The organism is Ruegeria intermedia (genome assembly GCF_900129345.1).
Taxonomy (GTDB): domain Bacteria; phylum Pseudomonadota; class Alphaproteobacteria; order Rhodobacterales; family Rhodobacteraceae; genus Ruegeria; species Ruegeria intermedia.
On sequence record NZ_FQVK01000031.1, the window covers coordinates 1 to 26,816 of the forward strand.

The 26,816-nt window shown below is 68.0% G+C and carries 28 protein-coding genes and 2 pseudogenes; 7 read left to right on the forward strand and 23 right to left on the reverse strand.

Annotation, left to right across the window (positions count from 1 at the left end; genetic code table 11):
* On the reverse strand, window positions 1–795 hold a 795-nt coding region (locus F3H26_RS17110), incomplete at its 3' end, for a type I restriction enzyme subunit R domain-containing protein (RefSeq protein WP_149777198.1).
* Here F3H26_RS17110 and F3H26_RS17115 point away from each other — a divergent pair.
* From F3H26_RS17115 to F3H26_RS17140, 6 genes and pseudogenes are all read left to right on the forward strand, one after another.
* Window positions 773–1,216 (forward strand): hypothetical protein, encoded by a 444-nt coding sequence (locus F3H26_RS17115; RefSeq protein WP_188127802.1) that lies wholly within the window; start codon window positions 773–775, stop codon window positions 1,214–1,216. The two genes, F3H26_RS17110 and F3H26_RS17115, sit on opposite strands and share 23 nt — an antisense overlap.
* Window positions 1,206–2,084 carry a hypothetical protein gene (locus F3H26_RS20110; RefSeq protein ID WP_316635930.1) on the forward strand — a complete coding sequence of 293 codons (879 nt, stop codon included), beginning with the start codon at window positions 1,206–1,208 and terminating at the stop codon, window positions 2,082–2,084. Before F3H26_RS17115 ends, F3H26_RS20110 begins: the two co-directional genes overlap by 11 nt.
* Complete coding sequence (locus F3H26_RS17125) at window positions 2,081–2,338, forward strand: DUF6378 domain-containing protein (RefSeq protein WP_149777200.1); 258 nt, start codon at window positions 2,081–2,083, stop codon at window positions 2,336–2,338. The genes F3H26_RS20110 and F3H26_RS17125 overlap by 4 nt, the downstream gene beginning before the upstream one ends.
* A complete protein-coding gene (locus F3H26_RS17130; RefSeq protein ID WP_425433823.1) occupies window positions 2,335–2,544 on the forward strand; it encodes a hypothetical protein in 210 nt (69 codons plus the stop codon). The genes F3H26_RS17125 and F3H26_RS17130 overlap by 4 nt, the downstream gene beginning before the upstream one ends.
* Window positions 2,537–2,977 (forward strand): DUF6362 family protein, encoded by a 441-nt coding sequence (locus F3H26_RS17135; protein WP_149777201.1) that lies wholly within the window; start codon window positions 2,537–2,539, stop codon window positions 2,975–2,977. Before F3H26_RS17130 ends, F3H26_RS17135 begins: the two co-directional genes overlap by 8 nt.
* 345 nt (window positions 2,978–3,322) lie before the next feature.
* Window positions 3,323–3,619: pseudogene (locus F3H26_RS17140) on the forward strand (ParB/Srx family N-terminal domain-containing protein); the annotation flags it as partial.
* 163 nt (window positions 3,620–3,782) lie between these two features.
* On the opposite strand, the gene F3H26_RS17145 reads toward F3H26_RS17140, so the two are convergent.
* From F3H26_RS17145 to F3H26_RS17245, 21 genes are all read right to left on the reverse strand, one after another.
* Entirely contained in the window at window positions 3,783–5,453 is a 1,671-nt protein-coding gene (locus tag F3H26_RS17145; protein ID WP_149777202.1) for a hydrogenase maturation protein, read from the reverse strand.
* A complete protein-coding gene (gene hypE, locus F3H26_RS17150) occupies window positions 5,453–6,478 on the reverse strand; it encodes a hydrogenase expression/formation protein HypE (protein WP_149777203.1) in 1,026 nt (341 codons plus the stop codon). The genes F3H26_RS17145 and hypE overlap by 1 nt, the downstream gene beginning before the upstream one ends.
* Window positions 6,475–7,623 (reverse strand): hydrogenase formation protein HypD, encoded by a 1,149-nt coding sequence (gene hypD / locus F3H26_RS17155; protein ID WP_149777204.1) that lies wholly within the window; start codon window positions 7,621–7,623, stop codon window positions 6,475–6,477. The genes hypE and hypD overlap by 4 nt, the downstream gene beginning before the upstream one ends.
* Window positions 7,620–7,841 carry a HypC/HybG/HupF family hydrogenase formation chaperone gene (locus tag F3H26_RS17160; protein WP_149777205.1) on the reverse strand — a complete coding sequence of 74 codons (222 nt, stop codon included), beginning with the start codon at window positions 7,839–7,841 and terminating at the stop codon, window positions 7,620–7,622. The genes hypD and F3H26_RS17160 overlap by 4 nt, the downstream gene beginning before the upstream one ends.
* A gap of 3 nt (window positions 7,842–7,844) precedes the next feature.
* Window positions 7,845–9,329, reverse strand: coding sequence for a sigma-54-dependent transcriptional regulator (locus tag F3H26_RS17165; protein WP_149777206.1), 1,485 nt, complete (start codon window positions 9,327–9,329; stop codon window positions 7,845–7,847).
* Complete coding sequence (hypB, locus tag F3H26_RS17170; RefSeq protein ID WP_149777207.1) at window positions 9,326–10,213, reverse strand: hydrogenase nickel incorporation protein HypB; 888 nt, start codon at window positions 10,211–10,213, stop codon at window positions 9,326–9,328. The genes F3H26_RS17165 and hypB overlap by 4 nt, the downstream gene beginning before the upstream one ends.
* The gene (gene hypA, locus F3H26_RS17175; RefSeq protein WP_149777208.1) at window positions 10,213–10,554 is read right to left on the reverse strand and encodes a hydrogenase maturation nickel metallochaperone HypA; all 342 of its coding nucleotides are present in this window, start codon (window positions 10,552–10,554) and stop codon (window positions 10,213–10,215) included. The genes hypB and hypA overlap by 1 nt, the downstream gene beginning before the upstream one ends.
* A complete protein-coding gene (locus tag F3H26_RS17180; protein ID WP_149777209.1) occupies window positions 10,547–11,446 on the reverse strand; it encodes a hydrogenase expression/formation protein HupK in 900 nt (299 codons plus the stop codon). The genes hypA and F3H26_RS17180 overlap by 8 nt, the downstream gene beginning before the upstream one ends.
* Before the next feature lies 1 nt (window position 11,447).
* Window positions 11,448–12,224, reverse strand: a complete 777-nt coding sequence (hybE, locus tag F3H26_RS17185) for a [NiFe]-hydrogenase assembly chaperone HybE (RefSeq protein WP_149777210.1) — start codon at window positions 12,222–12,224, stop codon at window positions 11,448–11,450.
* Window positions 12,221–13,054: a hydrogenase expression/formation protein gene (locus F3H26_RS17190; RefSeq protein ID WP_188127803.1), complete on the reverse strand. Its 834-nt coding sequence runs from the start codon at window positions 13,052–13,054 to the stop codon at window positions 12,221–12,223. The genes hybE and F3H26_RS17190 overlap by 4 nt, the downstream gene beginning before the upstream one ends.
* A gap of 14 nt (window positions 13,055–13,068) precedes the next feature.
* Window positions 13,069–13,455: a thioredoxin domain-containing protein gene (locus F3H26_RS17195; RefSeq protein WP_149777212.1), complete on the reverse strand. Its 387-nt coding sequence runs from the start codon at window positions 13,453–13,455 to the stop codon at window positions 13,069–13,071.
* Window positions 13,456–13,466: 11 nt separating this feature from the next.
* On the reverse strand, window positions 13,467–13,820 hold the full coding sequence (locus tag F3H26_RS17200; protein WP_394349785.1) for a HypC/HybG/HupF family hydrogenase formation chaperone: 354 nt from the start codon (window positions 13,818–13,820) through the stop codon (window positions 13,467–13,469).
* The gene (locus F3H26_RS17205; RefSeq protein ID WP_149777214.1) at window positions 13,792–14,400 is read right to left on the reverse strand and encodes a HyaD/HybD family hydrogenase maturation endopeptidase; all 609 of its coding nucleotides are present in this window, start codon (window positions 14,398–14,400) and stop codon (window positions 13,792–13,794) included. The genes F3H26_RS17200 and F3H26_RS17205 overlap by 29 nt, the downstream gene beginning before the upstream one ends.
* Before the next feature lie 277 nt (window positions 14,401–14,677).
* Complete coding sequence (gene cybH, locus F3H26_RS17210) at window positions 14,678–15,454, reverse strand: Ni/Fe-hydrogenase, b-type cytochrome subunit (RefSeq protein ID WP_149777215.1); 777 nt, start codon at window positions 15,452–15,454, stop codon at window positions 14,678–14,680.
* Window positions 15,447–15,656, reverse strand: a complete 210-nt coding sequence (locus F3H26_RS17215) for a hypothetical protein (RefSeq protein WP_149777216.1) — start codon at window positions 15,654–15,656, stop codon at window positions 15,447–15,449. Before F3H26_RS17215 ends, cybH begins: the two co-directional genes overlap by 8 nt.
* 14 nt (window positions 15,657–15,670) lie before the next feature.
* Complete coding sequence (locus F3H26_RS17220) at window positions 15,671–17,464, reverse strand: nickel-dependent hydrogenase large subunit (RefSeq protein ID WP_149777217.1); 1,794 nt, start codon at window positions 17,462–17,464, stop codon at window positions 15,671–15,673.
* Window positions 17,465–17,467: 3 nt separating this feature from the next.
* Complete coding sequence (locus tag F3H26_RS17225; RefSeq protein WP_149777218.1) at window positions 17,468–18,559, reverse strand: hydrogenase small subunit; 1,092 nt, start codon at window positions 18,557–18,559, stop codon at window positions 17,468–17,470.
* A 245-nt stretch (window positions 18,560–18,804) separates the two neighbouring features.
* A complete protein-coding gene (gene hypF / locus F3H26_RS17230; protein WP_149777219.1) occupies window positions 18,805–21,066 on the reverse strand; it encodes a carbamoyltransferase HypF in 2,262 nt (753 codons plus the stop codon).
* Entirely contained in the window at window positions 21,066–22,505 is a 1,440-nt protein-coding gene (locus F3H26_RS17235; protein WP_149777220.1) for a nickel-dependent hydrogenase large subunit, read from the reverse strand. The genes hypF and F3H26_RS17235 overlap by 1 nt, the downstream gene beginning before the upstream one ends.
* Window positions 22,502–23,494: an NADH-quinone oxidoreductase subunit B family protein gene (locus tag F3H26_RS17240; protein ID WP_149777221.1), complete on the reverse strand. Its 993-nt coding sequence runs from the start codon at window positions 23,492–23,494 to the stop codon at window positions 22,502–22,504. Before F3H26_RS17240 ends, F3H26_RS17235 begins: the two co-directional genes overlap by 4 nt.
* Entirely contained in the window at window positions 23,491–24,819 is a 1,329-nt protein-coding gene (locus tag F3H26_RS17245) for an ATP-binding protein (RefSeq protein WP_149777222.1), read from the reverse strand. The genes F3H26_RS17240 and F3H26_RS17245 overlap by 4 nt, the downstream gene beginning before the upstream one ends.
* Before the next feature lie 179 nt (window positions 24,820–24,998).
* On the opposite strand from F3H26_RS17245, the pseudogene F3H26_RS17250 reads away from it, so the two are divergent.
* Window positions 24,999–26,074, forward strand: a pseudogene (locus F3H26_RS17250) (DUF2793 domain-containing protein).
* A gap of 25 nt (window positions 26,075–26,099) precedes the next feature.
* On the opposite strand, the gene F3H26_RS17255 reads toward F3H26_RS17250, so the two are convergent.
* A partial coding sequence (locus F3H26_RS17255) for a universal stress protein (RefSeq protein WP_149777223.1) occupies window positions 26,100–26,816 on the reverse strand: 717 nt, incomplete at its 5' end.

A 26,816-nucleotide genomic window follows, 5' to 3' on the forward strand; every position in this document is an offset into this window, starting at 1 on the left:
CGCCGCTGCCAGCGCGAACGCCTTTGATAGCGCAAGGACGTCGTCCTGGTATCGCCAAAGGGCTGTCTTTCTTGCTTCTTCGTCCGCCTCCTTCGTGGCTGCCGCGTGCTGGCGCTCCAAGATCCAGTTCATTGCTGCTGCGAGCGTCCGCAGGCGATCTGACGGCTCTCCCTTCAAGGCTTGGCTGTAGTCGAACCCATGGAAGTGATCTTGAACGATCTCGTAGCGCTTCAGCATTTCCGCTACCGCCTCGGCCTCGTCGATGCCGGCCTGGCGCCGGTCGCTCTCGGAATACTGGCCCAGCGCGTTCTTCAGGCTTTGGGCGATCCCGATGTAATCCACCACGAGACCGGCGGGTTTGTCGCGGAAGACGCGGTTCACCCGAGCGATGGCCTGCATCAACCCGTGCCCCTGCATCGGCTTGTCGATGTACATGGTGTGCATCGATGGGGCGTCGAAGCCGGTCAGCCACATGTCGCGAACGATCACGAGTTTCAGTGGGTCGTCCGGATCCTTGGCGCGCTTCGCGATCAGATCCCTGCGCGCCTTGTTGCCGATGTGTCGTTGCCAATCCGCCGGATCCGATGCCGACCCAGTCATCACGATCTTGATGGCGCCGGCATTGTCGTCGTCGGAATGCCAATCGGGACGAAGTGCCACGATCTCGTTGTAAAGCGCGACGCAGATTCGCCGGCTCATGCAGACGATCATGCCCTTGCCGTCAAGCGCGGCGATCCGCAACGTCGATGAGGCGATGAAGCGACGGCTGCACATGGTGCCATTCACGGTCACCATCCCGCCGGCCAAACGCGACCGCCGCCTGTCCGACCGGCTTCTGGCCGAGCGTGACGGCATCCTCGCCTGGGCGCTCCAGGGCTGCCTCGAGTGGCAGGAAACCGGGCTGCGCCCGCCCGAGGCCGTGATGGCCGCGACCGAGGATTACTTCGAGGCCGAGGACGCGCTCGGTCGCTGGATGGAGGAGTGCTGCGATGTCGGCAGCCCTTCCTACGAGTCCGGATCGACCGAGCTTTTCAACAGCTGGAAGAGCTGGGCCGAGGCGAACGGAGAATACGCCGGCTCGATGAAGCGGTTCTCCGAGACCCTGAGTGCCCGCGGCTTCGAAAAATTCAAGACCAGCACGGTGCGCGGGTTTCGCGGGATCGCCGTGAAGGACAACAAGACCGACCTTTTCGATGGGGACTACAATGACCAGTAAAACAAGGGAAATGGCGGATGTGGCGGCTATCCCCCTTATAGGCGTCACGCGCGCGCACGCGCGCAGGCGAACGGTGTTTTCCGGATGTCCCGCCACATCCGCCACGACTGCGTTTTCGGATGATCTCCGCCGTTGGCTTTCGGATCGATGCGTCCGTGACCCGGACGCATTCACGCCGACCATGACCTTGTTCCGTGACTGGCAGGCTTGGGCACGAGCGCGCGACATTCGGTCAGGATCCGTCAAGCGGTTTTCTCTTGGCGTCGCGGGTCTTGGGTTTGAGAAGTTCAACACTGGGCGGCAGAGAGGCTACCTCGGGATTACGATTGGCACGCAAATCGGTGGCTCGATGTCCTCGGCCGTAATCGCTGAAACGGGTGACAGCGGCCCGGTCGATCGAGCGCCCTGCATCCTCGCGCTCGATCTCGGCACCACGACCGGCTGGGCGCTGCACGGGCATGACGGGCTGATCACCAACGGCACGGTCTCGTTCCGGCCGAGCCGTTTCGACGGCGGCGGCATGCGGTATCTGCGCTTCACCAACTGGCTGACCGAGATCGACCGGATGTCGGGGCCCATCTCCACCATCTGGTTCGAGGAGGTGCGCAGACGCGCGGGCACCGACGCGGCACATGTCTACGGCGGCCTCATGGCCACGCTGACCGCATGGGCCGAGCTGCGTGGCGTGCCCTATGAGGGTGTCCCGGTCGGCACGATCAAGAAGCACGCCACCGGAAAGGGCAATGCGGCGAAGCAGGCGATGCTCGAAGCGGTTCGCGCCCGGGGCTTCGACCCCGCCGACGACAACGAGGCCGATGCCATAGCGCTGCTTCTCTGGGCCATCGAGACGAAGGGAGGCATGGCATGATCCGTCCCGCGATCCTCGAGGAAGCCGCCCATGTGCTCGAAGCCCGCGCCGAGACCTACGGGCCGGCGACGGATGCCCTGCGCGCCATCGCGGCGCGCTGGAGCCTTACACTTGGCGTGCCGGTCAGCCCCGAGCAGGTGGCGCTCTGCATGATCGACCTGAAGCTGGCGCGGCTCGCGCATGACCCCGCGCATCGCGACAGCCTCGTGGACGTGATCGGCTACGCGGCGCTGATGTCGGAGGCGGGGCGATGAAGACCATGCGCTTTACGCCTCCGGGCTATGGCGGGCGCCGCCGCGATCCCGAACAGGTCAAACGCGACGGCTGGCGCGAACAGGGTCTGCTGGCTGTGTCCGTGGACGATGAACGGCTGACCTGGCCGGAGCGAGAGCTTGTGCGCCAACTGGGCGAGAAGCTTTATGGTCCGCGTTCCTCCAATGCGGGTGAGCGCCATGGATAGATGGACGCCTTCCCTCGTCGAGGCCCACCTTTCCGAAGCGGCCTTCGTGCTCAAACGGCTCCCCGAGCCACGGCTTCGGGGGTACTTCAGCACATGGCCCGAGATCATCCACTCCTTCGCCGATCAGGTGGGGCAGGAGCCGAAACGGATGCGCGTCCTGCCCTCGCCGCAGGCGATCAGCCGGATGGAGCAGACGCTGACCTGGACTGCCGGTCTCGACCCGGTCGACGGAAAGATCGTCTGGCTTCGCGCTTACGGCTATCGCTGGCGCGAGGTCTGCCGTGCGGTCGGACTTCAACGTGCCTCTGCCCATCATCATTGGGTCTATTCCTTGTGTCTGATCGCGCACCGGCTGAACAACCGCCGCCTCAACCCGCGGCTTTCCATGCAGCAGGTGATCGACCTCGCGCGCGCCGACGACCCGGCGCTGTGAGCGTTCCGAAGCCGGATAAATTTTTTCCAGACACTTTCGCGATCCTGCCGGTATGTGAGGGGTAAGTTCGATCGGTGCGTCGGAAGGCCACCCAGTCAAGACCACGGTTCCTTCCGGGCCGAAATCGTATGCTGGCGGGCTTGGCGCGGGATTTCGCCAGCGACAGGGCCGGATTTTTGGGAAGCCACCCGGAATCCAGACCCACCTGCGGCGCCACGAAACCGTTGTAATTTCAAACATATGACCGGCCACGCGGGGTGGATGCCCCGTAGATGCCGGAGTCCAGCGGGGAAGCCGGTGGCCTCCGCCGCGCCGGAATCCACCACCACTCACGGAACACCGCCCATGACGCTGAGCTTCGCCCCCGAGCGGATCGAGACCTGGCCGCTGGCCAAGCTCCAGCCCTACGCGAAGAACGCGAAGGTGCACGGGGCCGACCAGGTGGCGAAGATCGCCGCCAGCATGGCCGAGTTCGGCTGGACCGTGCCGTGCCTCGTCGGCGAGGACGGCGAACTGATCGCGGGTCACGGCCGTGTGCTGGCCGCGACGCAGCTCGGGCTGACCGAAGCGCCGGTGATCGTGCTCGGCCACCTGACCGAGGCGCAGCGGCGCGCTTATCGCCTGGGCAGGTGGACGACGGCCGGCTCGCTGACGGCGTAGAATTGTTCAGCCTCTTCTCAAGACCAGAATTCAAGACGAACCGCACCGCCGCTCATGCCGACTGGCGCCGCCTGCGTGCGTAACAGGATCTGCCGAGCCTTGAATCCGTGACTGGTTCGCATTCGTCTGACAGCACAGCCGAGCCTCAGGCGCAGCGTGCCGAGCGGGCAAGATAGTTGGGGGTGCGCGACTTCGGCACCTTGGTGATGAAATTGTAGCGCGCGACGTGATAGCTGGTGTCGAAACCGAAGAAGTTGAGCCGCATCCGCTCCAGTTCTTCCGCGCGATAGCGGGCCAGCGGTTTTTCGGCCTCGTCGGCGTCGCGGCGGGCCTGCTTGGTGGCGAGGTCTTGGCCGAACCCCGGATCGGTCAGCCGCGCCTGCATCCGCTCCAGCGCCCCGGCCTCGGCCGCCTCGGGGCCAGCCTCGACCAGCCCGTCGATCAGCCCCAGTTTCAGCGCGCCGCGGGCGGACAGCGGCAGGCGGGTTTCCATCAGCGCGCGCGCGCCCTCGTGACCCAGCCGGCGCGGCAACAGGTAGGTCCAGTATTCCGAGCCGTAGAGGTTGCCCATGTTCTTGTAGTGCGGGTTCAGCACCACGCCGTCGCGGGCCAGCACCTCGTCGGCGGCCAGCGCCATGAACACGCCGCCCGCGCCCGCATTCCCGCGCATCAGCGACACCACCCACTTGTCACGCGCCTCCAGCAGCGCGAGGCACACGTCGTCGATCGCCTCGATCAGCGCCATCGACGCCTCGGCCGGGCTGTCGCTGGCCTCGATGGTGGCAAGGTCGATGCCGTTCGACCAGAATTCCGCCCCGCCGGTCAGCAGGATGGCACGGGCGTCGCCGGCGGTGGCGGCGCGAATGGCGGCTTCGAGCGCCCGGCAGCGGCCAAGGTTCATCGCTCCGTTGTGGAAGGGAAAGCGGATCAGCGCGATGTCGCCGTGGCGCTCGGTCTCGACGAGGCTTGGCGCGCCGGGCAGGTCCACGCGCGGCGGCAGCGGCAGGCCCAACAGGCGCAGCGCCTCGGCGGCGGGCAGCTTGAGCCTGCGATCCTCGCCCGGCAGGGTCACGCGCAACTGGCCGATCCAGACGGCACCGTCGGCGGTGGCGCGCAGGACCGCCTCGTCGCCGCGACCGATGAGCGCGCCGGGTGTGCCGGCGGCCTGCGCCGGGTGCGCGTCATGCAGCCAGACCTCGTGGCCCTCGATCACGTCGCGCACCCCCGGCATGCCGTCTGCGGCGCGGATGCGGGCCAGCACTTCGGCTGTGGTCATGCGCTCCCAGTCGATGGCACGGTCTGCCTGCGGCAGGACGGGGCGCATCGGCTCGGGCCCGTTGTCGGGCAGGGCGGGGCCAAGGCGCCGTTCGAACCGCTCCAGCGCCTCGGCCACCGCCGCCACCGCCGCCTCGGTCACTTCGCGGCGGTAGAGGCTCGATTTGGTGGCCGCGCGCATGAGAAAGCGGCAATGCGCCCAGACCGGACCGGCATCCATCTCCGTCACCGCCTGCAGAACGGTAACGCCCCATTCGGGCGCGCCCTCCTGCACCGCGCGGTCCAGCGCGCTTGGCCCCTTGTCGCCCGGCGGACCGGGATGGACCACGAAACAGGGCAGGGCGCGCCAGATGTCGGCGGGGATAGCGCGCTTGAGGAACGGCGCCAGCAGCAGATCGGGCCGCACGCGGTCCACCGCGCGGCGGGTGGCGGCATCGTTGACATCGAACTCCACGGCCACCTCGTTACCGGCCTCGGTCAGCTCCAGCCAGATCCGCTGGGTAAGGCTGTTGAAGGCGTGGGTCAGGATCAGGATACGCATCAGCAGATCCTCGGCAGTTGCTCGCCGGCGATCCAGTCCACCATGCGGCGGCCGCCGAAGGCGGTTTCCATCTCGACGAAATGGTCGGGATCGGCGCGCAGCTCGCCGATGATCGCGGCCTCGGCCCCCAGGGGATGGGCGCGCAACGCCGCGAGCGCGGCCTGCGCATGTTCGGGGGGCACCACCGCCACCAGCTTGCCCTCGTTGGCGACATAGAGCGGGTCGAGCCCGAGGATTTCGCAGGCGCCGGCCACGCCCGCGCGGATCGGCAGGGCATCCTCGCGGATGGTGATGCCGACGCGGCTGGCCTCGGCGATCTCGTTCAGCACCGCCGCCAACCCGCCGCGGGTGGGGTCGCGCATCAGACGGGTCTGCGGCACCGCGTCCAGAAGCGCGCCCGCCAGCCCGTTCAGCGCCGCGCAGTCGCTGACGATGTCGGTGTCGAAATCAAAGCCCTCGCGGCGGCCCATCACCGCCACGCCGTGATCGCCCAGCGTGCCGGAAACGAGCACCACGTCGCCGGGCCGCCCGTTACGGGCGGAAAGGCTGACGCCCTCGCGCACCTGGCCGAAGCCGGTGGTGGTGATAAAGATGCCGTCTCCCTTGCCGCGCTCCACCACCTTGGTGTCGCCAGTCACGATGCGCACACCGGCCGCCCGCGCCGCGGTGGCCATCGATTCCACCACGCGCGACAGATCGGCCAGCGGCAGCCCCTCTTCGAGGATGAAGGAACAGCTCAGCGCCACCGGGTCGGCCCCGCCCATCGCCACGTCGTTCACCGTGCCGTTCACCGCCAGCGATCCGATGTCGCCGCCGGGAAAGAACATCGGCGAGACGACGAAGCCGTCGGTCGAGATCGCCATGCGCCCGGTCGGGAAGCTCAGAATCGCCTGGTCCTCTTCGCCGGTCAGGTCGGGATTGTCGAAAGCCGCCACGAAGAGATGCCGGATCAGGTCGGCCATGTCGCGCCCGCCGGCGCCGTGGCTCATCTCGACCACTCCGTTGTCGAATGTCGCGTGTCTCATTCCGCGGCCTCCCTCCGGTTCGGGGCCGCGCGGCGGCGGCCGTATTTGTAATAGGCGGCGCAGGCGCCCTCGTCGGACACCATGCACGAGCCCAGCGGCGTCTGCGGAGTGCATTGCTTGCCGAACAGCCTGCAGTCGGACGGCACCGCCGCGCCGCGCAGGATCTTGGGACAGTCGCAGGCCTTGTTCTCGACCGCGCGGTCGGGGGTCATCCCGAACCGCCTTTCGGCATCGAAACCGGCGAAACGGTCGCGCAGGCGGAAGGCGGAATAGGGCACGCGCCCCAGCCCGCGCCATTCGAACGTGCGGCGTAGCTCGAACACCTCGGCCACCAGCGCCTTGGCGGCGGCGTTGCCCGCGGGCGTGACCGCGCGGGTATACTGGTTTTCCACCTCGGCGCGGCCCTCGTTGATCTGGCGCACCAGCATCAGGATCGACTGCATTACGTCTATCGGTTCGAACCCGGCGATGACCACGGGTTTGCGGAACTCCTCGGCGAAATAGTCATAGGGCTGCGAGCCGATCACCACCGAGACATGCGCGGGGCCAAGGAAGCCGTCGATCTCGACCGCTTCCATCTGCCGGATCTCGGGCGCCTCGAGGATGTTGGTGATCGCCGCCGGGGTCAGGACGTGGTTGCAGAACACGCTGAAATTGGCCAGCCCCCTGGCCTCGGCCGCCTTGATGGCCACCGCCGTGGGCGGCGTCGTCGTCTCGAACCCGATGGCGAAGAACACCACCTCGCGGTCAGGGTTTTCCTCGGCCAGCCGGATCGCGTCCATCGTCGAGCCCACCATGCGGATGTCGGCGCCCTCGGCGCGCGCCTTCAAGAGAGACTGCTTGCGCGAGCCAGGCACCCGCAGCATGTCGCCATAGGTGCACAGCGTCACCTTGGGCCGGCGCGCCAGCGCGATCGCCATGTCGAGCCGCGTGATCGGCAGCACGCAGACCGGGCAGCCGGGGCCGTGGATCATCCGCACGTTGGCGGGCAGCAGATCCTTGACGCCATAGCGGAAGATCGCGTGGGTATGGCCGCCGCAGAACTCCATCAGCCGGTAGTCGCGGCCCGACTCCACCTCGGCCGCGATCCTTGCCGCCAGCGCCCGGGCCAGTTTCGGGGCGCGGAAATCCTCGACGTATTTCATTGCAACTCTCCCAGTTCGGCCAGCGCGTCAAGCGTGGCGCGGGCCTCGTCCGGGTCGATCCGGCCAAGCGCATAGCCGACATGGACCAGCAGGTAGTCGCCGGGTTCGACCGCGCCCACCAGAACCGTCGAGACCGTCTTGCGCGCGCCGGCCAGATCGACCTCGGCCATCTCGCCGGGGTGGACCTGCGTCACCCGCGCGGGAACTGCGTGGCACATGGGTCAGGCCTCCTCTTCCTGTTCGGCGCATTGGCGCGGCTGGGCGATGCCGTAGCGGTCGAGCTTGGCCCGCAGCCCGACCCGCGACAGCCCCAGCTCTGCCGCCGCGCGGCTCTTGTTCCATTTCAGACGGGTCAGGGTCTCGCGCAGGATGCGCATCTCGATCTCCTCGACCCGGTCCTTGAGCGTGCCGGGCCCCGCCAGCACGGCGTCGGCGCGGCGGTCGGTGTCATTGTCGCCGCGCGGGGCCTGAAGGATGTGGCGCGAGATCAGCTCGGGCCCGAGGACCTTTTCCTGGGCCAGGATCAGCATCCGGGTGATCTCGTTTTCCAGCTCCTTGAGGTTGCCCGGCCAGTCGTGGTTCTCGAGAAACTCGAGCGCCGCGTCCGACAGCCCGTGCACCGGCTTGCCGTGGGCGCTGGCGACATCGAACAGCATGTGCTGGCACAAGACCGCGATGTCACCGGGCCGGGCGCGCAGGGGCGGCACGGCGATCTCGGCCACCGACAGCGCATAGTAGAGATCCGGCCGGAACCGGCCCTCGGCCACCAGGGCGCGCATGTCGCCGTGGCTGCCGGCGATCAGCCGCAGGTTGGTGGCTTGGGTCTCGTGCCCGCCGACGGGCTGATACCGGCCCTCGGTCACCACCCGCAGCAGCGCGAGCTGCATCGCCGGGCTGAGCGTATCGACCCCGTTGAGAAACAGCGTGCCCCGGTCGGCCTTCTGGAACAGGCCGAGCCGGTTCGACATCAGCCCCGGCAGCGCGCCGCGCTTGGCGCCGAACAGTTCGACCTCAAGCAGGTCGTCGGTCATGCCGGCGCAATTCAGTTCGTGAAACGGCTTGTCCGAGCGCAGCGAGGTGTAGTGCATCGCCCGCGCCAGCGCGGTCTTGCCGGTTCCGGCCTCTCCGGTCAGCAACACCGGCACGTCGAAGCCGGCATATTGGCGGGCCAGCATCACCACCGCGTTCATCGGCGAGTTGGGGGCGCGCAGCACCTTTTCGAACCCCAGACCGTCGCGCAGGGCCCTTCGGCGTTCTTCCAGCTGGCTTTCGGCCCGGCTGGCGAGATAGCGCATCTCGAGCGCCATGCGGTCGTGATCGCGGCTGAGTTGGAACAGGTGGGCGGCATTGCGCGCCGCCATCAGCAGCTGGTCGGGATGCCACGGCTTGGTGAGGAACTGGTAGATCCCGGCCGCGTTGATCGCGGCGATCATTTCGTTGGTATCGGTATAGCCGGTGATGATGATCCGCACCGTTTCGGGCCAGCGGTCGCGCACCTCGGTCAGGAACTCCACCCCCGTCTTGCCGGGCATCCGCTGATCGCAGAAGATGACCTCGACATAGTTCTCCTCCATCAGCCGCCAGCCCTCGTCGGCGCTGGTGGCGGTGAGGCAGTCGAACTCGTCCTCCAGCGCCATGCGCATCGAGGCCAGCGAGTGTTCCTCGTCGTCGATCAGCAGGACGTTGGGCAGCTTCCCGGTGCTCATTCGGCGGCCCTGGGTCGGATCTTCTCGGCCAGGCGGGCGCGCAGCCAGCCGGTCCAGGCCTCCATGCCTTCGCCGGTGCGGGCCGAGACGCGCAGGATCTCGATACCGGGGTTCACCCGGCGCAGGTTGGCCTCGTAGAGGTCGAGATCCACGTCGCAATGCGGGGCAAGGTCGATCTTGTTGAGGATCGCCAGCCGCGCGGCGGTGAACATGTCGGGGTATTTCAGCGGCTTGTCCTCGCCCTCGGTGACGGACAGGATCGCCACCTTGCAGTCCTCGCCCAGGTCGAACCCGGCGGGGCAGACGAGGTTGCCGACATTCTCGATGAACAGCAGGCTTTCGGGGCGCGGGTCCAGATGCTCGATCGCGTGGCCGACCATGTGACCGTCGAGGTGGCAGCCCTTGCCGGTGTTGACCTGAACCGCCGGGGCGCCGGTGGCGCGGATGCGGTCGGCGTCGTTCGCGGTCTGCTGGTCGCCCTCGATCACCGCCAACGGCTGGCCGCCGAGCGCCTCGATCGTCCTGCACAGAAGCGTTGTCTTGCCCGAGCCCGGCGACGACACGAGGTTGACCGCAAACACCCCCCGCCCGCGCAGGAAGGCGCGGTTCTCGGCGGCATAGCGGTCGTTCTTGGCCAGGATGCCGGTCTCGATCTCGATCAGGCGCTCCTGGCTCATCCCCGGCACGGCGACGCCGGCGGGGCCTTGGCCGAAATGCAGCTCGCCGTGGTGGTGATGGGCGTGATCGTGGTGGTGATGGTAGTGCCCGTGACCATGCCCGTGATGGTGATCGTGACCGTGGCCATGATCGTGGTCATGATCGTGGTCATGATTGTGGGCGAGGCCCTCGACCTTTGCATCTCCGCATCCGCAAACCGTGCACATCAGACGACCTCCAAATCCTTGATCCGCATTTCATCTCCGCCGGTCGGCATCAGCTTCCCGCCGCCGCAATCGGGGCAGGGGTCGAGCCGGTCGGCGATCTCGACTTCCCTGGCGCAGTCATAGCACATGGCGCGGCCGGGAAGGTCCAGCATCACCAGTTCCGCGCCCTCGGCCACGCTGCCGCGCATGACCACGTCAAAGGCAAATTCCAGCGCCGGTTTCTCGACCCCGGCAAAGCGGCCGATCTCCAGCCGGACCCGGCGCACGCGGCTGACGCCGTTGGCGCGGGCCTGATCCTCGATCACTTGCCGGATCCCTTCGCACAGCGACATCTCATGCATCGTCCAACTCCTCCAGCCGCACCGGGCTGCACGGGTCGAGGATTTCCAGCAGCAACGGCGCAAGGCCCGCCTTCTCCGCTGGCAGCGTGGCCAGGCTTCGCTCCAACACGCCACCCGGCACAAGCAGGTGATCGGTGGGCGTGACGCGGGCGAAGGCGGTAACGCGGCCATGGCGGGCCTCGGCCCGCACGGCATAGAGCCCGCGCGCGGCGGGGACAAGCGCGCCGCCCGGCGCGGGCGTGGCAGGCGCGGGCAAAGTGCCGTTCAAGCAGGCGGCGATGTCATAGAGCCGCGCCGCCGCGCGCCACAGGGGTCCGCGCCCGTGGCGGTTGGCCAGCGCCCGAAGGGCGGGGTTGTCCGCGTGCCGCGCCGCGACCGAATTTTCCACCGCGCTGGGGGTCAGGGCGGTATCGGGGCTCACCACGGGCAGGTCGGCCGCGGCTTCGCCGGTCGCGAAGGCGCCGCCGATCCGGGCCAGAACCGGGGCGACCCCGTGGCCCGAGGCGAGAAAGTCGGACAACGCGCCGGGTGTTTCGGGCGCGCGCGCGGCGGGGCCGAACACGGCCCTTGCCGCCACGCCGGCGTCATCGTTCCAGCCGGCGGGCGGGGCACTCGCGCCCCTTCCCAGCCGCGCGGGCCATGTCACGAACAGCCGCATCAGGTGATCGCGCAGGATCTCTTGGTGCAGACCGTCCTGCCAGCCCTCGGCCAGCGGCAGGCCAAGCGCCAGCCGCGTCGCCGCCGCCTGCGCCGCGCGGCACAGGTTGAACAGGCGCGGCAGCAGTTCCGCCGCCTCCTCGACCGGCTTTCCGACGACCAGCCGCGCCACCGGCAGGGCCGGGGCGGGGCGGATGGCGAGCCGCGCGGAAGAGAGGGGGCGGGCAAAGCTCATGTCAGCCCTCGTCGGCCAGACCGCCGGTGATCACCGCGCGGCGGGTCGGTTGCGAAAGATCCGGGGCCTCGTCGGCAGCCGGGGCCGTCGCGGCCTCGCGCGCGGCGCGGATCTCGGCGCGGCGGTCGGTTTCGGCGCGGTTGGCCGCGTCGAACAGCGCCACCATCACCGCGCGGGCGACCTCGACCGCCTGGGCCTGGGTGCGGAACTCGCCCATCATCGAGAACAGCGAGCAGGCCTTGTAGCCGCCCACCGTCTCGCGCACGTTGTGGATGAACTCGTAGTCGCCCGAGGGGAAGCCGATCACCTCCTTCTCGCCGGGGGTGAGGTGCGACCAGTCCTCTCCCTCGGCCGGCAGCAGCACCAGGTTCATGAACCAGGGGCTGAGCAGGACGCCCAGCGGGCGGCCGTCATGCAGGCGAAAGCCGACCGCCTCGATCGACAGGGCCCGGTTCACCATCGGCACGTCGCGCATCTTGGCGTTCCAGATCTCGCGGAAATCGGCCACCAGCCGGTCGGTCTGCTTGCGGATGCGCGCCTGTTCCACCATCGCCGCCGCGCCGGGATCGCGGCTGACGAGGAAATGTTCCTTGGGCGCGCCGCAGTTGGGGCAGGACCAGTCCTCCGGCAGGTCGCGGAACGGGGTTCCGGGGTCGATCTGGCGGTGGTCGTCGCCGCGGGCGGGGTCGTAGGGCGTCCAGCAGATCTTGCATTCCAGCACCGCCTGCGGGCTGAACCCCTGCGGGTCGTTGTGATAGCCGCCTTCGAATGGGGTCATCGGATCGACTCCAGCACGCGGGCCAGCCGGCCGGCGCTGTCGGACAGGTCCTCGGTCGCGGCCAGCGCGACCTCGGGCATCGACGTGACCTCGAACGTGTCGAGGATCAGCGTGTCCATCGAGTTGAAGAACTGCACCCGCCAGACATGGGGCAGGGCGGTCGCGGTGATCCGGCAGTTGCCGTACCCGCGCGACAGGATGGTGACCGACCCCTCGCCGAGCGCGGCGTCGAGCCAGACCAGATCCTCTTCGGTATGGGGCAGAAGCGTTAGGTTGACGACATGCGGCCCCGAACCCGGTGCGAAGGCGGCGGACTTGTCCTGCAGCTCCACCAGCAGCGGCGGCGCGTTCACCACCGCCGGGCCGCGCGGGGCGTCTGCACCCTTGCCGGAACGGGTGGGCGCGAAGGCGCGTTCGAGCGCGAGGGAGGGGATCGGCGCGACCTCGACCCGGTCGATGCCGTGGCCCGACAGCACCCAGACCCCGGCAAAGACGCTTTCCTGCACCGCCACGGCGGGAACGCCGCGAACGCGGATCGACACCTCGCCCTGGCCCAGCGTCCCGGCGATCAGCGCGCGGTTCGCGGTGTCGAGCGTGGCAAGGTCGAAACCGGCGGTCGTGCCGTCACCGGCGCAGGCCTGGCAGGCCGCTGCAAACCGGGACAGCAGTTCCAGCGCCGGGGCGAGCCGCTCGGGGTCTGTCACCTCGGGGCTGGGCGGGACGAAAACCCGCATCTCCTGCGGCATCGGCGGGTATTGCGGCCCGCCTTCGGCATCCGCGGGCTGCGAACCGGGGCCGAAACCGATGGGCGGCAGATGGAAATTGGCCATGATCGGCTCCTTCGTCAGGCGTTTTCGGCCGCCGGGGCGGCAAGGATATGGGTGATACGGGCGATGTAGTCGGACCAGTCGCGCACCTTGGGGATCGCGCCGATCGGCCGGCCGTCGCGGAAGAACAGCAGGCTCGGCGTCTTGAAGACCTGCGTCATCTCGCGCACGTCGGTTTCGATGGCCTCGCTCGCCACCGCGCAGTCGAACCGGTTCTGGAAGGCCATGCGCAGTTCCGGCAGGATCACGGCGACATCCGGGGTTTCAAGATTGCGCCTGGGGTCGCCGGGGACGAACACGACGTGGTCGCCCGGGGCCGAGATGAAGCGGTTCAGGCTTACGGCATCCTCAAGCCGCGGCCAGCCGAGCTCGGCGGTCAGGCGGTCGATCAGGGGATGGGTCATGGCGCGTCTCCTCAGGCGATGGTCTTGCCGGCCGCCTTCGCGGCAGCCAGGTGCGGTGGCAGGGTCGGGCCGGTGGCCTCGAGATCGGCGAAGGCGTCGCCCAGATCGCCGCCGGCGATCACGGCGCCAAGCCCGTCGAGCGCGGCGCGGATCTTGAGCGCCTCGTCCTCTTGCAATACCTCGCGCGCGGCTCCCAGAAAGGTCAGAACCCAGGTGCCGGGGTCCAGCGGGCCGGTCAAGGACAGGTCGATCAGCGCCTCGCGCCGGCCATCGGTCGCGGTGCCGGAGATGCCGTCGCAGGCGATGATACGCATGGGAATTCCGACGCACATGGCCCTATCCCTGCCCGGGCAGGAAGCGGGCATCGCCGATGCGGCAGGCCTCTTCGGCCGAGGGGCGGCCCTCTTCGTAGGCCGTGCGCCGGATCGCGTGGTCGGCCAGTTCGGCGCCGGCGGCGCGGCCGGGAACCGGCTCGTGGCCCCATGCGCGCAGCCGGTCCAGCGCGATGTCCAGCGCCGGGTCGATCTGCGCGGCGACGACCGCGCGCAACCCGCCGCCGTAATCTTCGAGCTCCTCGGGCTGGCAGCCGATCAGCAGCAGCGTTTCGGGGCAATAGCCCATCAGACGCGCGGTGCCGATCACGTCCTGGAACCCGGTCTGGTGCAGGCTCATCTTCTTGGCACCCATGAAGGCGGGAACTTCGTCGCCCTCGACGACCTTCAGCGTGCCGGGGGTCAGGCCGTAATCGACCGCGTCGAACACGATCAACCGGTCAGCCTCTTCGAGATAGGGCAGCAGGTAGAGCCCCTGCGTGCCGCCGTCCATGATGTGCACGGCCTCGTCGAACCGCCAGCGATCGGCCAGCGCCTCGACGCAGCGCACGCCAAAGCCCTCGTCGGCCCACAACACGTTGCCGATGCCCAGAATGAGTGTCCTGGCGGTCATGGTTCCTCCCTGTCTCTTTCCGCCGGACAGGTGGTTTTCAGTCCGGCGCGAGCGCGAAAATAATGCTTTCACCCCGCGTATGGTCAAAAACCGCGATTCCGCCCCGGATTTTTTTATCTTCTTGTATTTCAAGTAGATGTTCGTGTGCCGTGGTATGCAGGCCGGCATGACATGGCAAGATGCTATCCACTTTTCAGAATTTCGAAAGCTATGCGACCATAAAAAACGGCGCGCCGTGGCCCGCCGTTTTGCCGTGGTGAATCGCGCCCCGCCCGGGTCAGTCGGGCCGGTCGTCCTTGAAGGTCCGGTGGCCCGAGATCATGGTCGAAACCATCGACTGCCGCGACATGATGTCTTCGCGGATCGCGGCATAGATGTGGATGATCACGAAGATCACGATGGCCCACATGCCGAGGTGATGCAGCGAGTGCAGCGCCTGGCTGCCGCCCACCAGCGGGATGACCCAGCCGAACAAGACGTCGGCCCACGATCCGGCGCCCAGTCCCTCGCCATAAAGCGCAAGGCCGGTTACGATCATGAAGGTCAGGCCCAACGTCATGAAGAAAAACATCGCCACCTGCGCCAGCGGGTTGTGGCCCACGTATTTCTTGGGCTCGCGTTCGAGGAACAGATACCAGCGCAGTTCGAAGAACACTTCCGACCACCAGTGGCGGTTCCACAGCGGCAGGCGGAACAGCTGCCGCGAGTGGTGGTTGCCGACGAAGGCCCAGTAGATGCGGCCGAGGAAGCCCATGGTCAGGATCAGCCCCGCCGCGAAATGGGCAAAGCGGATGTAGCCGAAGACGAACTGGTGCGTCGCCTCGCCGATCTGCATCGACGGCGGCGGCGCGCCGATGAACCAGCCCGTGACCGCCAGCACGAGGATCGCCAGCGCGTTCACCCAGTGCCACAGCCGCACCGGCCATTCATAGACGAAGACCGAAGTGCGCTTGCGGATGCTGTCGAGGTCGCCTTCGGTGGCGTCGCCGGCCAGCAGCGCCGATTTCAGCGGCAAGACGTCGGGATTGGCCGAGTGGATCGTCCTCTCATTCATGGATCTTCTCCCAGGTCCGGGCCAGGTGCACGACCAGCCCGGCCACCCGGAAGACGAGCGGCAGGATGACCAGCGCACCAAGCAGGATGACCGTCAGGTGGTCCGGCTGGGTCAGCCAGTGGGCCTCGCTGGCCGCGCCATGCCCTTCATGGGCTACGGTTGCGGTGGGGAACAGCAGGATCGGTGCAAGAGCTTTCTTCATGGTTGCCTTCTCCTTCAGCGGACCTTGACGGTGGTCAGTTCATCGCCGTCGGGCGACATGACATGGGTGGAGCACGCAAGGCACGGGTCGAAGCTGTGCAGGGTGCGCAGGATCTCGACCGGCTCGTCGGGGCGCTCCATCGGGGTGTTCAGAAGGCTGGCCTCGAAGGCGCCGATATTGCCCTTGGTGTCGCGCGGGCTGCCGTTCCAGGTGGTGGGCACCACGCATTGGTAGTTCGCGATCCGGCCATCGGCGATCGACACCCAGTGCCCCAGCGCGCCGCGCGGCGCCTCGGTGATGCCGACGCCCCTGGCCTGTTTCGGCCAGCTCGACGGGTCCCATTTCTCGATGTTGGCGGTGCTTTCGTCGCCGTTGCGGATGTTGGTCACCAGCTTGTCGAAGAAATACCGCTGCAGGTCGGCGCAATACTCGGACTCGAGCGCCCGCGCGGCGGTGCGGCCGAGCGTCGAGAACAGCGCCTCGACCGGCAGGTCCATCGTGCGCAGCAGGCCGGTGACCTGAGCGGTGATCTGCTCGTGTCCCTTGGCATAGCCGATGATGTAGCGCGCCAGCGGCCCCACCTCCATCGCGTGACCGCGCCAGCGGGGTGCCTTGATCCAGCTGTATTTCGCCGCCTCGTCGATGTTCTTGATGTTGGTGCGGCTGCCGACAGTATTCGCGCCCAGCTCGAACTTCGCCTCGGTCACGCCGTCCCACGGGTGCAGGCCGCGGCCGGGCGTGCCATATTCGTACCAGCTGTGATCGACGAATTCCTGCACCTGTTCGGGATCGCGCACATCGACGTCATGCACCTCGTCGAGGTTGCCGTTGATGATCGCGCCGCGCGGCAGGTGAAGCTGGTCGGCGTCGAAATTGTTGGCATGTTCGGGGATGTCGCCATAGGCGAGCACCGCCTGGCTGGACAGCCCGCCGCCATACAGCCAGTCGCGGTAGAAGCCGCCGATCGCCACCACGTCGGGGATATAGACGTTGCGCACGAAGTCCTGGCACAGCTGGATGATGGTCGAGACCTGGTTCAGCCGTTCCATGTTGATCGCGCCGACCGCGCCGGTGGAATGCACGTTGATCGGGCAGGGCACACCGCCCACCAGCCAGTTCGGGTGCGGGTTCTTGCCGCCGAAGATCGTGTGGATCTTGACGATCTCGCGCTGCAGATCGAGCGCCTCGAGGTAGTGCGTCACCGCCATCAGGTCGGCCTCGGGCGGCAGACGGTAGGCGGGGTTGTCCCAGTAGCCGTTCTTGAACAGGCCCAGCTGGCCGGATTCCACGAACTGTTTCAGCCGGTTCTGAACGTCCCGGAAATAGCCGGGGCTGGAGAGCGGGTGGTTGGGCCCGACCTTCTGCTGAAGCTCCGAGGTCGCCCTCGGATCGGCGCGCAGGGCGTTCACGGGGTTCACCCAGTCCAGCGCGTGCAGGTGATAGAAATGCACGATGTGGTCGTGGATCTGCAGGTTGAGCTGCATGATGTTGCGGATCGAGTTGGCGTTGTCGGGGATGGTGATCCCCAGCGCGTCCTCGACCGCGCGCACGGATGTCAGCGCGTGGGTGCCGGTGCACACCCCGCAGATGCGTTCGGTAAAGGCCCAGGCATCGCGCGGGTCGCGGCCCTTCAGGATCACCTCTAGCCCGCGCCACATGGTGCCGGTGGAGACGGCGTTGCGGATCACGCCGTTTTCATCCACGTTGACTTCGCAGCGCATGTGGCCCTCGATCCGCGTCACCGGATCCACGACGATCCGGCGCCCGGAATTGTCCAGCTCGAAACCGTTGGGGGTTTGAACAACCATCTATCAGGCCTCCTCGGAAACGTCGTTCTGGGTCTTGCGTTGCGCGGCCTTCAGCGCCGAGACGGCGGCGTGCAGCGCCACTGCGCCGCCCACGCCGGCGGCCGCCGTCATGCCGATCTTGTCGGCATTGGATTCGACGCCGAACTGGGTCAGGTCGGTCACCCGGTCATAGAAGCTGCCCTGATCCCAGAACCCGTCCTCGGAGCAGCCGATGCAGCCGTGGCCGGACTGGATGGGGAAGCTCACGCCCTCGTTCCAGCGGATGGTCGAGCAGGCGTTGTAGGTGGTCGGCCCCTTGCAGCCCATCTTGTAGAGGCAATAGCCCTTGCGCGCGTTCTCGTCGTCCCACGCCTCGACGAACTGGCCGGCGTCGAAATGCGGCCGGCGATAGCACTTGTCGTGGATGCGCTGGCCGTAGAACATCGCCGGCCGGCCCTGGCGGTCAAGCTCGGGCAGGCGGTCGAAGGTCAGCATGTAGGTGATGACGCCGGTCATCACCTCGGCGATCGGCGGGCAGCCGGGCACCTTGATGATCGGCTTGTCGGAGATGACCTTGTGCACCGGGGTTGCCTGCGTCGGGTTGGGATAGGCGGCCTGCACGCAGCCATAGGACGCGCAGGCGCCCCAGCTGATGATGGCCTTGGCGTCCTTGGCGGCGTAACGCAGCTTTTCCACGAAGGGCTTGCCGCCCGAGATGCAGAACATCCCGTCCTCGTTCAGCGGCGGGTTGCCCTCGACCGCGAGGATGTAGTTGCCCTTGTATTGTTCGATCGTCTCTTCCAGCGCCCGTTCCGCGGCATGGCCGGCGGCGGCCATCAGCGTGTCGTCGTAGTCCAGCGAGATCATCGACAGCACGACATCCTTCACCAGCGGATGCGCTGAGCGGATGAAGCTTTCCGAACAGCAGGTGCATTCCAGCCCGTGCAGCCAGATCACCGGCGTGCGCGGCTTGGTCTCCATCGCGTGGGCGATCTTCGGTACGAAGGCCGGCCCAAGCCCCAGCGCCGAGGCGGTGAGCGAACAGTATTTCATGAAGCTGCGCCGGGTGATCCCCTGGCGGCGCATCACGTCATAGAAGGTTTCCCTGGGCTTCAAGGCTGGCCCTCCTCCAATTGCTGCGATTGATTCCCCGCCCGCGCGGTGCGGGCGGACTCCTTCCCATTCAAGAATGCCGGGAGGCGCGGCAGCATAAAGCAAAAGGCAGGAAACTGGGTGAAGTCGTAATTTTCGATTGTTTTTCAGATTTTTATGCGAAAAAGACAAGGCTCGGCATACCACGGTATCCGGTCGCGCGGTTACCTTCCTTGCAACCCGGTGGCAACGCAGTGACCGCCCGCCGCTCAGGCTCCGGCCGCGGCGATCAGCGCCTGCCCCAGTGCCAGCCCGCCGTCATTGGCAGGGGTCTTGCGATGGATCAGCACGGGCAGCCCTTCAAGCTTCCGGGCGCACAGGTCCAGCAGCGTTGCGTTCTGGAAACACCCGCCCGACAGCGCGATCGCGCGGGCTTCTCCGCCTTCGACCAGCTGCCGCGCGCGGGCGCAGAACGCCTCGGCCAGCGCGGCGTGGAAGCGTGCGGCCATGAACTCGGGCGGCGCGCCGTCGGCACGGTCGAAGGCCCATGCCCGGAACATCGGGGCGGGATCCAGCGCCTCGCCTGCGGCGTCGAACGGGTAGGGGCGGGACAGCGCCTCCGGCGCGCTGCGGGCCAGTGCCTCAAGCCGCATCGCAGCCTCCCCTTCGAAGCTCTGCGCGCCGGTCACCAGCCCCAGCGCGGCGGCGAAGGCGTCGAACAGCCGGCCTGCCGAGGAGGAAAGCGGCGCGTTCACCCCGCGCGCGGCGGCGGCGCGGGGCAGGGACAGGTCGCGGCCCGCAAGAATTTCATCGGCCAACGCGCCCAGCCCCGCCGCATCCAGGCGCGCCAGCAGGTTGCGCCACGGCTCGCGCTGCGCCGCGTCGCCGCCGATCAGCGGAACGGGGGCCAGATGTGCGGCACGGCGGAAACCGACGTAGTCGCCGACAAGGATTTCGCCGCCCCAGATCGTGCCATCCGCACCGAGCCCCAGCCCGTCGAGCACGATCCCGGCAACCGGCCCGCCATCGCGCGGCCAGCCGTTTTCCGCCATGCAGGCGGCCATGTGCGCGTGGTGGTGCTGGACGCGGATCAGCGCGCCATCCGCGTGTGCTCTGGCGCGGGTCTCGGCGTGCTGCGAGGCGCGATAGCCGGGATGCAGGTCGCAGGCGAAGATTTGCGGGCGGTGGTCGAACAGCGCGGCATAGTCGGCATCGGCCTTGCGGAACTCGTCGAAACAGAGCCGGTCGTCCAGATCGCCCAAGTGATGCGACAAAAGCGCCCGGCCCGATTTCGTCAGACAGATCGCGGATTTGAGCTGCCCGCCGAAGGCCAGAACCTGCGGGGCGTCCTCGAACCCCGGCGGCAGCGGCAGCGTGCCCGGCACCCGCCCGCGCGCGCGCCGCAGAACCATCGGGCCCTGCGGCGTCAGCCGTTCCACCGAGTCGTCGAGCCGCCGCAGGATGTCGCGGTCATGCATCAGAAAGCCATCCACGAAAGGCGAAAGCTTTGCCCGCGCCTCGTCGTTGCCGATCACCTGCGGCTGACCCGAAAGATTGCCCGAAGTCATCACCAGCGGCCCCCCGAAGGCATCCAGCAGCAGGTGATGCAGCGGCGTGGAGGGCAGCATCCATCCCAGCGTGTCCTGTCCCGGTGCCACCGCCTCGGGCAGAGCGGCGCCGCGCGCGGTCAACAGCAGGATCGGCGCGGCGGGGTCGGTCAGCCGCGCTTCGGCCTCGGGCCCGGCATCGGCATGGGTGCGGATCATGTCCAAGCCACCCATCAGGGCAAAGGGCTTGGCCGGGCGGCGCTTGCGGTCGCGCAGGCGTTGCACGGCGTCCCCGTTCCGCGCGTCGCAGGCAAGGTGAAACCCGCCCAGCCCCTTGACGCCGAGGATCGCGCCGTCGCGCAGCATCCCCGCCGCCTGCGCGATCGGGTCGCCGGGTCGCTCGGCACCGTCCACCTCCAGCCACGGGCGCGGGCCGCAGGCGGGGCAGGCGACGGGCTGGGCGTGGAACCGGCGGTCGGCGGGGTTTTCGTATTCGGCGCGGCAGGCAGCGCACATCGGGAAGTCCCGCATCGAGGTCTGCGCCCGGTCATAGGGCAGGCGGTCGAGGATGGTGAAGCGTGGCCCGCAATGGGTGCAGTTGGTGAAGGCATAACCGTGACGCCGTTCGGCCGGGTCGCGGATCTCGGTCAGGCAGGCGGGGCAGGTGGCGCCGTCGGGCGTCACGCCCGTGTCCGCCGCGCCGCCGGCCGAGGCGACGATCTCGAACCTCTCGGGCGCGCAGTCAAAGACATGGGACGCGCTTTCCACCGCCTGCACCTCGGCCAGCGGCGGGGCCTCGGTCGCCAGCGCGCGTTCAAAGGCGTCAAGCGCGGGACCGGCGGCATGGATCAGCACGCCCTCGGCATCGTTGCGCACGTCTCCCGTGATCGCCATGCGGCGGGCGAGATCCCAGACGAAGGGGCGAAAGCCCACCCCCTGCACCTGCCCGCGCACCCGGATGCGGCGACCCGTGGCCCCGGCCATCAATGCACCGTGCAGACCATGCAGGGGTCGAAGCTGCGCACCACGTGCTGGACGGCGATCGGCGTATCCTCGCCCGGCGCGACTTTGACGCCTTCCAACGCCGCCTCCAGCGGGCCGGGGGTGCCGTTCGCATCGCGCGGGCTGAAGTTCCACGTGGTCGGCGCGACGATCTGATAGCCCGCGATGCGCCCGCCTTCGACCCTGATCCAGTGACCGAGCGCGCCGCGGGCAGCCTCGACCAGCCCCTCGCCCGCGCCGTCGCGGATGGGCGGCGTGTCGGCCATGAACGGCTCTCCCGGCCGCAGCGCGTCCGCCCATCGTTCCAGCAGGATCTGCGTGCGGGCGATCTCCAGCAGCCGCCCCGCGATCCGCGCCAGCACGCCGCCGCCCGACGCCCCCAGTTCCAGCGCCAGCGGGTGCCCGTCCACCACGGCGCGGGCCAGCGCGCCCACCTCCATCGTCCGGCCGCCCAGCCGCGGCGCCTTGCACCAGCTATAGGCCGGCTCGGCCATCTCGACGTCGGGATCGGTCACGCCCCGGGCGGGGTGGGCGGATTTGCCCAGCATCCAGGCATGGGTCAGATCCTCGGTGATCGCGGCGGTATCCAGCGGCCGGTGCTGCCCGTCGGCCCAGATGCCGGGTTTCATGGCGCGCCCCTCGGCCAGCGGGTAGGCGCCGTAGGACAGATACCGCCCCGGCCCGCGCCCAAGCTTGCCCAGTTCAAGGTCATGCGCGATACGCAGGAAAAGCCCCGCATCGCCCGCCGTCCACGCCATCAGCGCGTCGCGCGTGGCAAGTTCGGCGAAGGCCTCGACCGGAGCGCCGAACACCACCCGTTCCAGATAGCGCCGGAACCCGGCCAGCGACATCCTGATCCGCTGCCGGTCGCGCTCGGTCGGGGCGCGGGTGACGCCGGCGGGTTGAAACGCAAGCGTGTGCGGCCATTTCCCGCCCAGCAGCCCGACGATGTGGAAGAGTTTCGCCCGCGCTTCGACCGCCTCGCGCACGGCCGAGCCCTGCGCTGCAGTGAAACGGTCCACGGCCGTCTCGTGCCAGTCGCGCCCGGCATAGGCCGGACGGGCGAAATCGGGCATGAAGAACAGGTTGAAATGGGTGACGTGGTCGGCAAGGTTCTCGACCCCGTGCAGGATCGCCGCCGCCAGCGCCCCCTGCGGCGCGGGGCTTGCGCCGGTCAGCGCCGCCAGCGCGCCCGCCGCCGCCGCCGACTGGCTGATCGAGCAGATGCCGCAGATGCGGGGCGTGATCGTCATCGCGTCGCGCGGGTCCTTGCCCAGCAACATCCTCTCGAACCCCCGGAACAGCGGAGAATTGGCGAAAGCCGCGCGCACGCGCCCGTCCTCGACCTCCAGCCGGATTTCCAGATCGCCCTCGACCCGATTGAAGGGGCCGACGAGAAGCCTGCGGGGGGTGTCGGTCATGACTTGGGGGCCTTTGGTCTTGGTGGCACGAGGATGCGGTCGGCGGTTGCGTTGGCACTGATCCGCGGCGGGGTCGCGGCCTTGGACAAGGAGGCCAGCGCCATGAACCACGCCTTTGGCATGTCGGTGGGCAGACCCACGGGGATGCCTGCGAATTTCGGGGTCTCGGTGAAGGCGTGGCGTGGTTCCTCGAACTCCGGCGCGGTGCAGTTGATGCACGGGTATCCGGCGCGGGTGCAACTGCCCTCGCCATTCCAGGTGCGGATGTTGCAATCGGCCGCCGCCTGGGTGCCGACGCAGCCAAGATGCTCCATCAGGCAGCCCTGCTGCGACAGTTTCATCGCGCTGGCCTTGTACTCGTAGAACTCGTTCTTGGGGCAGGCGTGATGGGCCAGCGTCTCGGTGAAGAAGAGCGGCCGCGACAGCGCGTCGAGCCCCTCGGGCCCCAGCGTGCCGGCGGCCAGCATCAGCAGCGTCTCGGTCACCCAGCCGGGATGGGTGGGGCAGCCCGCGACATTGACGACCGGCAGCCCCGACCGCCCGCGGAAATCGGAGGACAGCACGCCCCCGGCGTGCTTGCCCTCGTATTGCAGGCCGACCGCATCGGTCAGGTTGTCCCCGGCCGACGAAACCCCGCCGAAGGCGGCGCAACTGCCCACCGCGACGACATGGCCTGCCTTCTCCGCGAGGCTCTGCACCCAGTCGAGATTCGAGCGCCCGGTGCCCGCCAGCATCTGGAACCGCCCGGTGCCGTTCGGACCGCGCAGGACCGCGCCCTCGACGCAGAGGATATCCAGCGCCACCTCTCCCGCCTCGATCCGTTCGAGCAGCGCGCGCACCTCGGCGCCGGTCTCCTGCGACAGCGCGGGATGCCACAGAAGGCGGATGCCGGCAGAGTCCAGCAGGTCGAGCACGTTGGGATCCTCGGCGCACAACAGCGACATCGTGCAGCCGCCGCAGCCGGCCGATTGCAGCCACAGAAGGTTCATTCGGCCACCCCCAGAGGCAGTTCCAGCCGGAAGCAGGCGCCGGTCTCGGACGGGCACAGCCGCAGGTGACCGCCATGCTCCTGCGCGATCTTGTGCGAGATCGACAGCCCCAGCCCGGTGCCGCGGCCGACATCCTTTGTGGTGTAGAACGGATCGAAGATCGCGCCGGCCTTGTCGGGCGGCACGCCGGGGCCGTTGTCGCGCACGCTCAGAACCGCGCGGTCGCCCTCCAGCCGCGTGTCGATGGTTATCTGTGGATCTTCTACACCCTCAACCGCGTCATAGGCGTTCTGCACGAGGTTCATGACCACCTGCTGGATGTGACCGGGCCGCCCCCGTGCCGGAACGCGGTCATCCCCGGTATGGGTCAGCGTCACCCGCCGGCGCGCGCCGCGTTCGACCCAGTGGGCGGCGACACGGGCGGTTTCGGCAAGATCGAAGCTGGTGATCTCGCCCGAGCCTTCGGCCGAGAGCCGCCGCAGATCCTCGACGATGTCGCGCACGCGCTCGGCCCCGTCGCGCGCGCCGTCTATGGCGGCGCGCAGGTTGCGCAGCTCGCGGTCCAGTTTCAGCTCCTGCCGCAGGCGGATCAGCTCTTCGCGGTCGGCGCCTTCCTGCACTTTGCGAAAATAGGTCTCGAACCTGCCGACGTATTTTTCCAGCGCGTGGGCGTTGGCATAGACGAAGCTGATCGGGTTGTTCAGCTCGTGGGCCACGCCGGCCAGCAGCCGGCCAAGCGCCGCAAGCTTCTCGTTGCGGACAAGCTGCGCCTGGGCATCCTGCAGCGCCTTGTGGCTTTCCGACAGCTTTGCATAGGCCCGGCGCAACTCGCCCACGGGGCGCCCGGTCAGCACCGCGCCGGTCGCGCGGCCGCGATCGTCCAGACGGGGTGCGATCGAGACTTCCAGCGGGGCGGGGCCTTCGGGGGTCACGATCTCGATCTCGATCATCCGCGAGGCGCGGGTTGCCATCGACTGCTCGACCGCCGAGGCAAGCGCCTGACGGGAGCCCTCGCACACGAATTCGGACAGCGCGCTGCCGGCAAGCTGGCTCTGCTGGCGGCCCAGCATCTGCCCGAGCGACCGGCTGGCCTCCTGCAGGCATTGCTGGCGATCGACCACCATCAGGACGTCCGACACCGATTGCAGAACCGAGCTCATGAACCGCCGGAGCGCATCGAGTTCGTGGTTCTTTTCCTCGAGCTTCTCCTGGTAGGCCACCAGTTCGGCATAGGTCCGGTCGACGGCCTGCAAGACGTCGAGCCACGCCGTGTCGGTCAGGTCGGTCAGCTCGGGGTTGTCGCGATGTGGGGTGCCTTGGGTCATCGGGATCTCCTGACCGTCGATGATAACCGCCGCAATGGCCGGCGAAAAGCGCCCTTGTGCACGACGGCGCGATATCCGCCAGTTGAACATGAGCTGGCTTGAGCCACATTACGGCTGCCACATTACGGCGAACGCGGCGGGTGCACCGATAACCGTTACGCTGACCCTTTGACGACTCCCTGTCTGACGCCACGACCCATACGCTGCTGCCCTATATCATGGCGGCGCAGGCCCAGATGCACGTCACCCACAACGAGGCGCTGCGGATCCTCGACGGGCTGGTACAGCTTTCCGTTCTCGACCGGGACCTGACTACGCCGCCCGGCAGTCCCGCCGAAGGCGACCGCTATATCGTCGGCTCCGGTGCGACGGGCGACTGGGCGGGGTGGGACCTGAACATCGCCCTCTGGACCGACGGCGCCTGGCTGCGCCTGCCACCGCGCACCGGATGGCGGGCGTGGGTCGAGGACGAGGGCCTGCTGCTGGTCTACGACGGCGCGGGTTGGGTCGGGACCACCCCGGCCGCGTGCAGAACATGGCGCTGCTGGGGCTGGGTACCACGGCGGATGCGTCGAACCCGTTCTCGGCCAAGCTGAACGCCGCGCTCTGGACGGCGAAGACAGTCGCCGAGGGCGGCACCGGCGATCTGTTCTACAACATGAACAAGGAGGCCGCCGGCGACGATCTCGGGCTGACGCTCCAGACCGGCTTCGTGACCAAGGCGCTGGTGGGGCTGTTCGGCTCGGACAGGTTCCGGCTCGCGGTCTCGGCCGACGGCAGCACCTTTTTCGACGGGCTGAGCGTCGACAACGCCACCGGCATTGTCGACCAGCCACGCTTGCCGCGGTTCAAGGCGTACACGAACTACGACAATTGCGTCGGCGTCGGGACCTGGACGAAGATCGGCATCAACAACACCGACTACAACGATCAGGGCGCGTTCGACGCAGCCAACAACCATTTCGTGGCCGCGGTCGACGGAACCTACCTGTTCGGCGCGACGTTGCTTTACAAAGTCAACGCCAGCACGTCCGCGCGGATGAGCGGGCGGCTTGTGCTGAACGGCACGGCCGGGATCCGAGGGTCGCGCGGCGAGATCAGCGGCGCGCATGTATCGGAGGCAACAGCCCTCTGGCTGCAGACGATGGTGGCACTGGCGGCTGGCGATACCGTCGAGTTGCAGGGAAATTTGGGTGCAGCGGATGGGTATTTCGCTGCCGACCAAACGTCGTTTTGGGGAGCGAAGGTTGGGTGAGGGTCCCGGACTGAGCACCGCATCCCTACGATGGCCCAAGAAGCGTATCGCTCCGCAGGTGAGCCATCAGCAAGCCGGAGTGGCTGCCCCGCTCCAGCGCAAGCAGGCCGGGCTTCTCCGAGCGGCCGAAGGCACAAAGATCTGGTTTCCACTTCCGTTCGGCCTCGATCATGCCCGACAGGATGTCTTCTCCCGCAACGTGCAGATCCGCCTTGGGCCGCGGCGTGCTGGCAGCGGTGGCATGTGCGTCGAGTACGCGGTCGAACGCCGCTTGAACGGTTTTCGCGTCCGCCCTGTCAGGAGCCGAATCGCGTGGCGCGAACAGGCCCAGAACCTGCGCACCAGGTGCGAATCGAAGGGCGGTCGCGAGGGCCGCGCCGGCCCGCGCCGAGCCATCGAAGGCCACGAGCACATGCCGGTAGGGCCCGACCGGCCGCCGCTTCGCGACGAGCATTGGAACACGGGACGCAGCCGCGATACGGTCTGCAAGGCTTCCCAGAACGATCTTGCCCAGGGTGTAGTCCCGGCCCGTTCCGGTCACGACCAGGTCAGGTTTCTCGCGGTCGAGGTGCTCGGGCAGGACGTCTCCGGCTTCACCTTCAAGCGTCGTCCACCGCGCCGGCAACGGTCGCGCCAGGGCCAGTGCTGTTCGCAGATGCCCTTGCGCATCGACAAACAGCGCGCCTTCTTCCCGCGTGCGCGCGCGGTCGGCGGGCGAGGCCGGATCCACCGCGTGGGTGAT

Excerpts from the sequence above, each read along its gene's own strand:
- F3H26_RS17115 (WP_188127802.1), top strand. The coding sequence starts at position 773 with ATGGTGCCATTCACGGTCACCATCCCGCCGGCCAAACGCGACCGCCGC.
- F3H26_RS20110 (WP_316635930.1), top strand. The coding sequence starts at position 1,206 with ATGACCAGTAAAACAAGGGAAATGGCGGATGTGGCGGCTATCCCCCTT.
- F3H26_RS17125 (WP_149777200.1), top strand. The coding sequence starts at position 2,081 with ATGATCCGTCCCGCGATCCTCGAGGAAGCCGCCCATGTGCTCGAAGCC.
- F3H26_RS17130 (WP_425433823.1), top strand. The coding sequence starts at position 2,335 with ATGAAGACCATGCGCTTTACGCCTCCGGGCTATGGCGGGCGCCGCCGC.
- F3H26_RS17135 (WP_149777201.1), top strand. The coding sequence starts at position 2,537 with ATGGATAGATGGACGCCTTCCCTCGTCGAGGCCCACCTTTCCGAAGCG.
- F3H26_RS17145 (WP_149777202.1), bottom strand. The coding sequence starts at position 5,453 with ATGCGTATCCTGATCCTGACCCACGCCTTCAACAGCCTTACCCAGCGG.
- hypE (WP_149777203.1), bottom strand. The coding sequence starts at position 6,478 with ATGAGACACGCGACATTCGACAACGGAGTGGTCGAGATGAGCCACGGC.
- hypD (WP_149777204.1), bottom strand. The coding sequence starts at position 7,623 with ATGAAATACGTCGAGGATTTCCGCGCCCCGAAACTGGCCCGGGCGCTG.
- F3H26_RS17160 (WP_149777205.1), bottom strand. The coding sequence starts at position 7,841 with ATGTGCCACGCAGTTCCCGCGCGGGTGACGCAGGTCCACCCCGGCGAG.
- F3H26_RS17165 (WP_149777206.1), bottom strand. The coding sequence starts at position 9,329 with ATGAGCACCGGGAAGCTGCCCAACGTCCTGCTGATCGACGACGAGGAA.
- hypB (WP_149777207.1), bottom strand. The coding sequence starts at position 10,213 with ATGTGCACGGTTTGCGGATGCGGAGATGCAAAGGTCGAGGGCCTCGCC.
- hypA (WP_149777208.1), bottom strand. The coding sequence starts at position 10,554 with ATGCATGAGATGTCGCTGTGCGAAGGGATCCGGCAAGTGATCGAGGAT.
- F3H26_RS17180 (WP_149777209.1), bottom strand. The coding sequence starts at position 11,446 with ATGAGCTTTGCCCGCCCCCTCTCTTCCGCGCGGCTCGCCATCCGCCCC.
- hybE (WP_149777210.1), bottom strand. The coding sequence starts at position 12,224 with ATGACCCCATTCGAAGGCGGCTATCACAACGACCCGCAGGGGTTCAGC.
- F3H26_RS17190 (WP_188127803.1), bottom strand. The coding sequence starts at position 13,054 with ATGGCCAATTTCCATCTGCCGCCCATCGGTTTCGGCCCCGGTTCGCAG.
- F3H26_RS17195 (WP_149777212.1), bottom strand. The coding sequence starts at position 13,455 with ATGACCCATCCCCTGATCGACCGCCTGACCGCCGAGCTCGGCTGGCCG.
- F3H26_RS17200 (WP_394349785.1), bottom strand. The coding sequence starts at position 13,820 with ATGCCCGCTTCCTGCCCGGGCAGGGATAGGGCCATGTGCGTCGGAATT.
- F3H26_RS17205 (WP_149777214.1), bottom strand. The coding sequence starts at position 14,400 with ATGACCGCCAGGACACTCATTCTGGGCATCGGCAACGTGTTGTGGGCC.
- cybH (WP_149777215.1), bottom strand. The coding sequence starts at position 15,454 with ATGAATGAGAGGACGATCCACTCGGCCAATCCCGACGTCTTGCCGCTG.
- F3H26_RS17215 (WP_149777216.1), bottom strand. The coding sequence starts at position 15,656 with ATGAAGAAAGCTCTTGCACCGATCCTGCTGTTCCCCACCGCAACCGTA.
- F3H26_RS17220 (WP_149777217.1), bottom strand. The coding sequence starts at position 17,464 with ATGGTTGTTCAAACCCCCAACGGTTTCGAGCTGGACAATTCCGGGCGC.
- hypF (WP_149777219.1), bottom strand. The coding sequence starts at position 21,066 with ATGGCCGGGGCCACGGGTCGCCGCATCCGGGTGCGCGGGCAGGTGCAG.
- F3H26_RS17235 (WP_149777220.1), bottom strand. The coding sequence starts at position 22,505 with ATGACCGACACCCCCCGCAGGCTTCTCGTCGGCCCCTTCAATCGGGTC.
- F3H26_RS17240 (WP_149777221.1), bottom strand. The coding sequence starts at position 23,494 with ATGAACCTTCTGTGGCTGCAATCGGCCGGCTGCGGCGGCTGCACGATG.
- F3H26_RS17245 (WP_149777222.1), bottom strand. The coding sequence starts at position 24,819 with ATGACCCAAGGCACCCCACATCGCGACAACCCCGAGCTGACCGACCTG.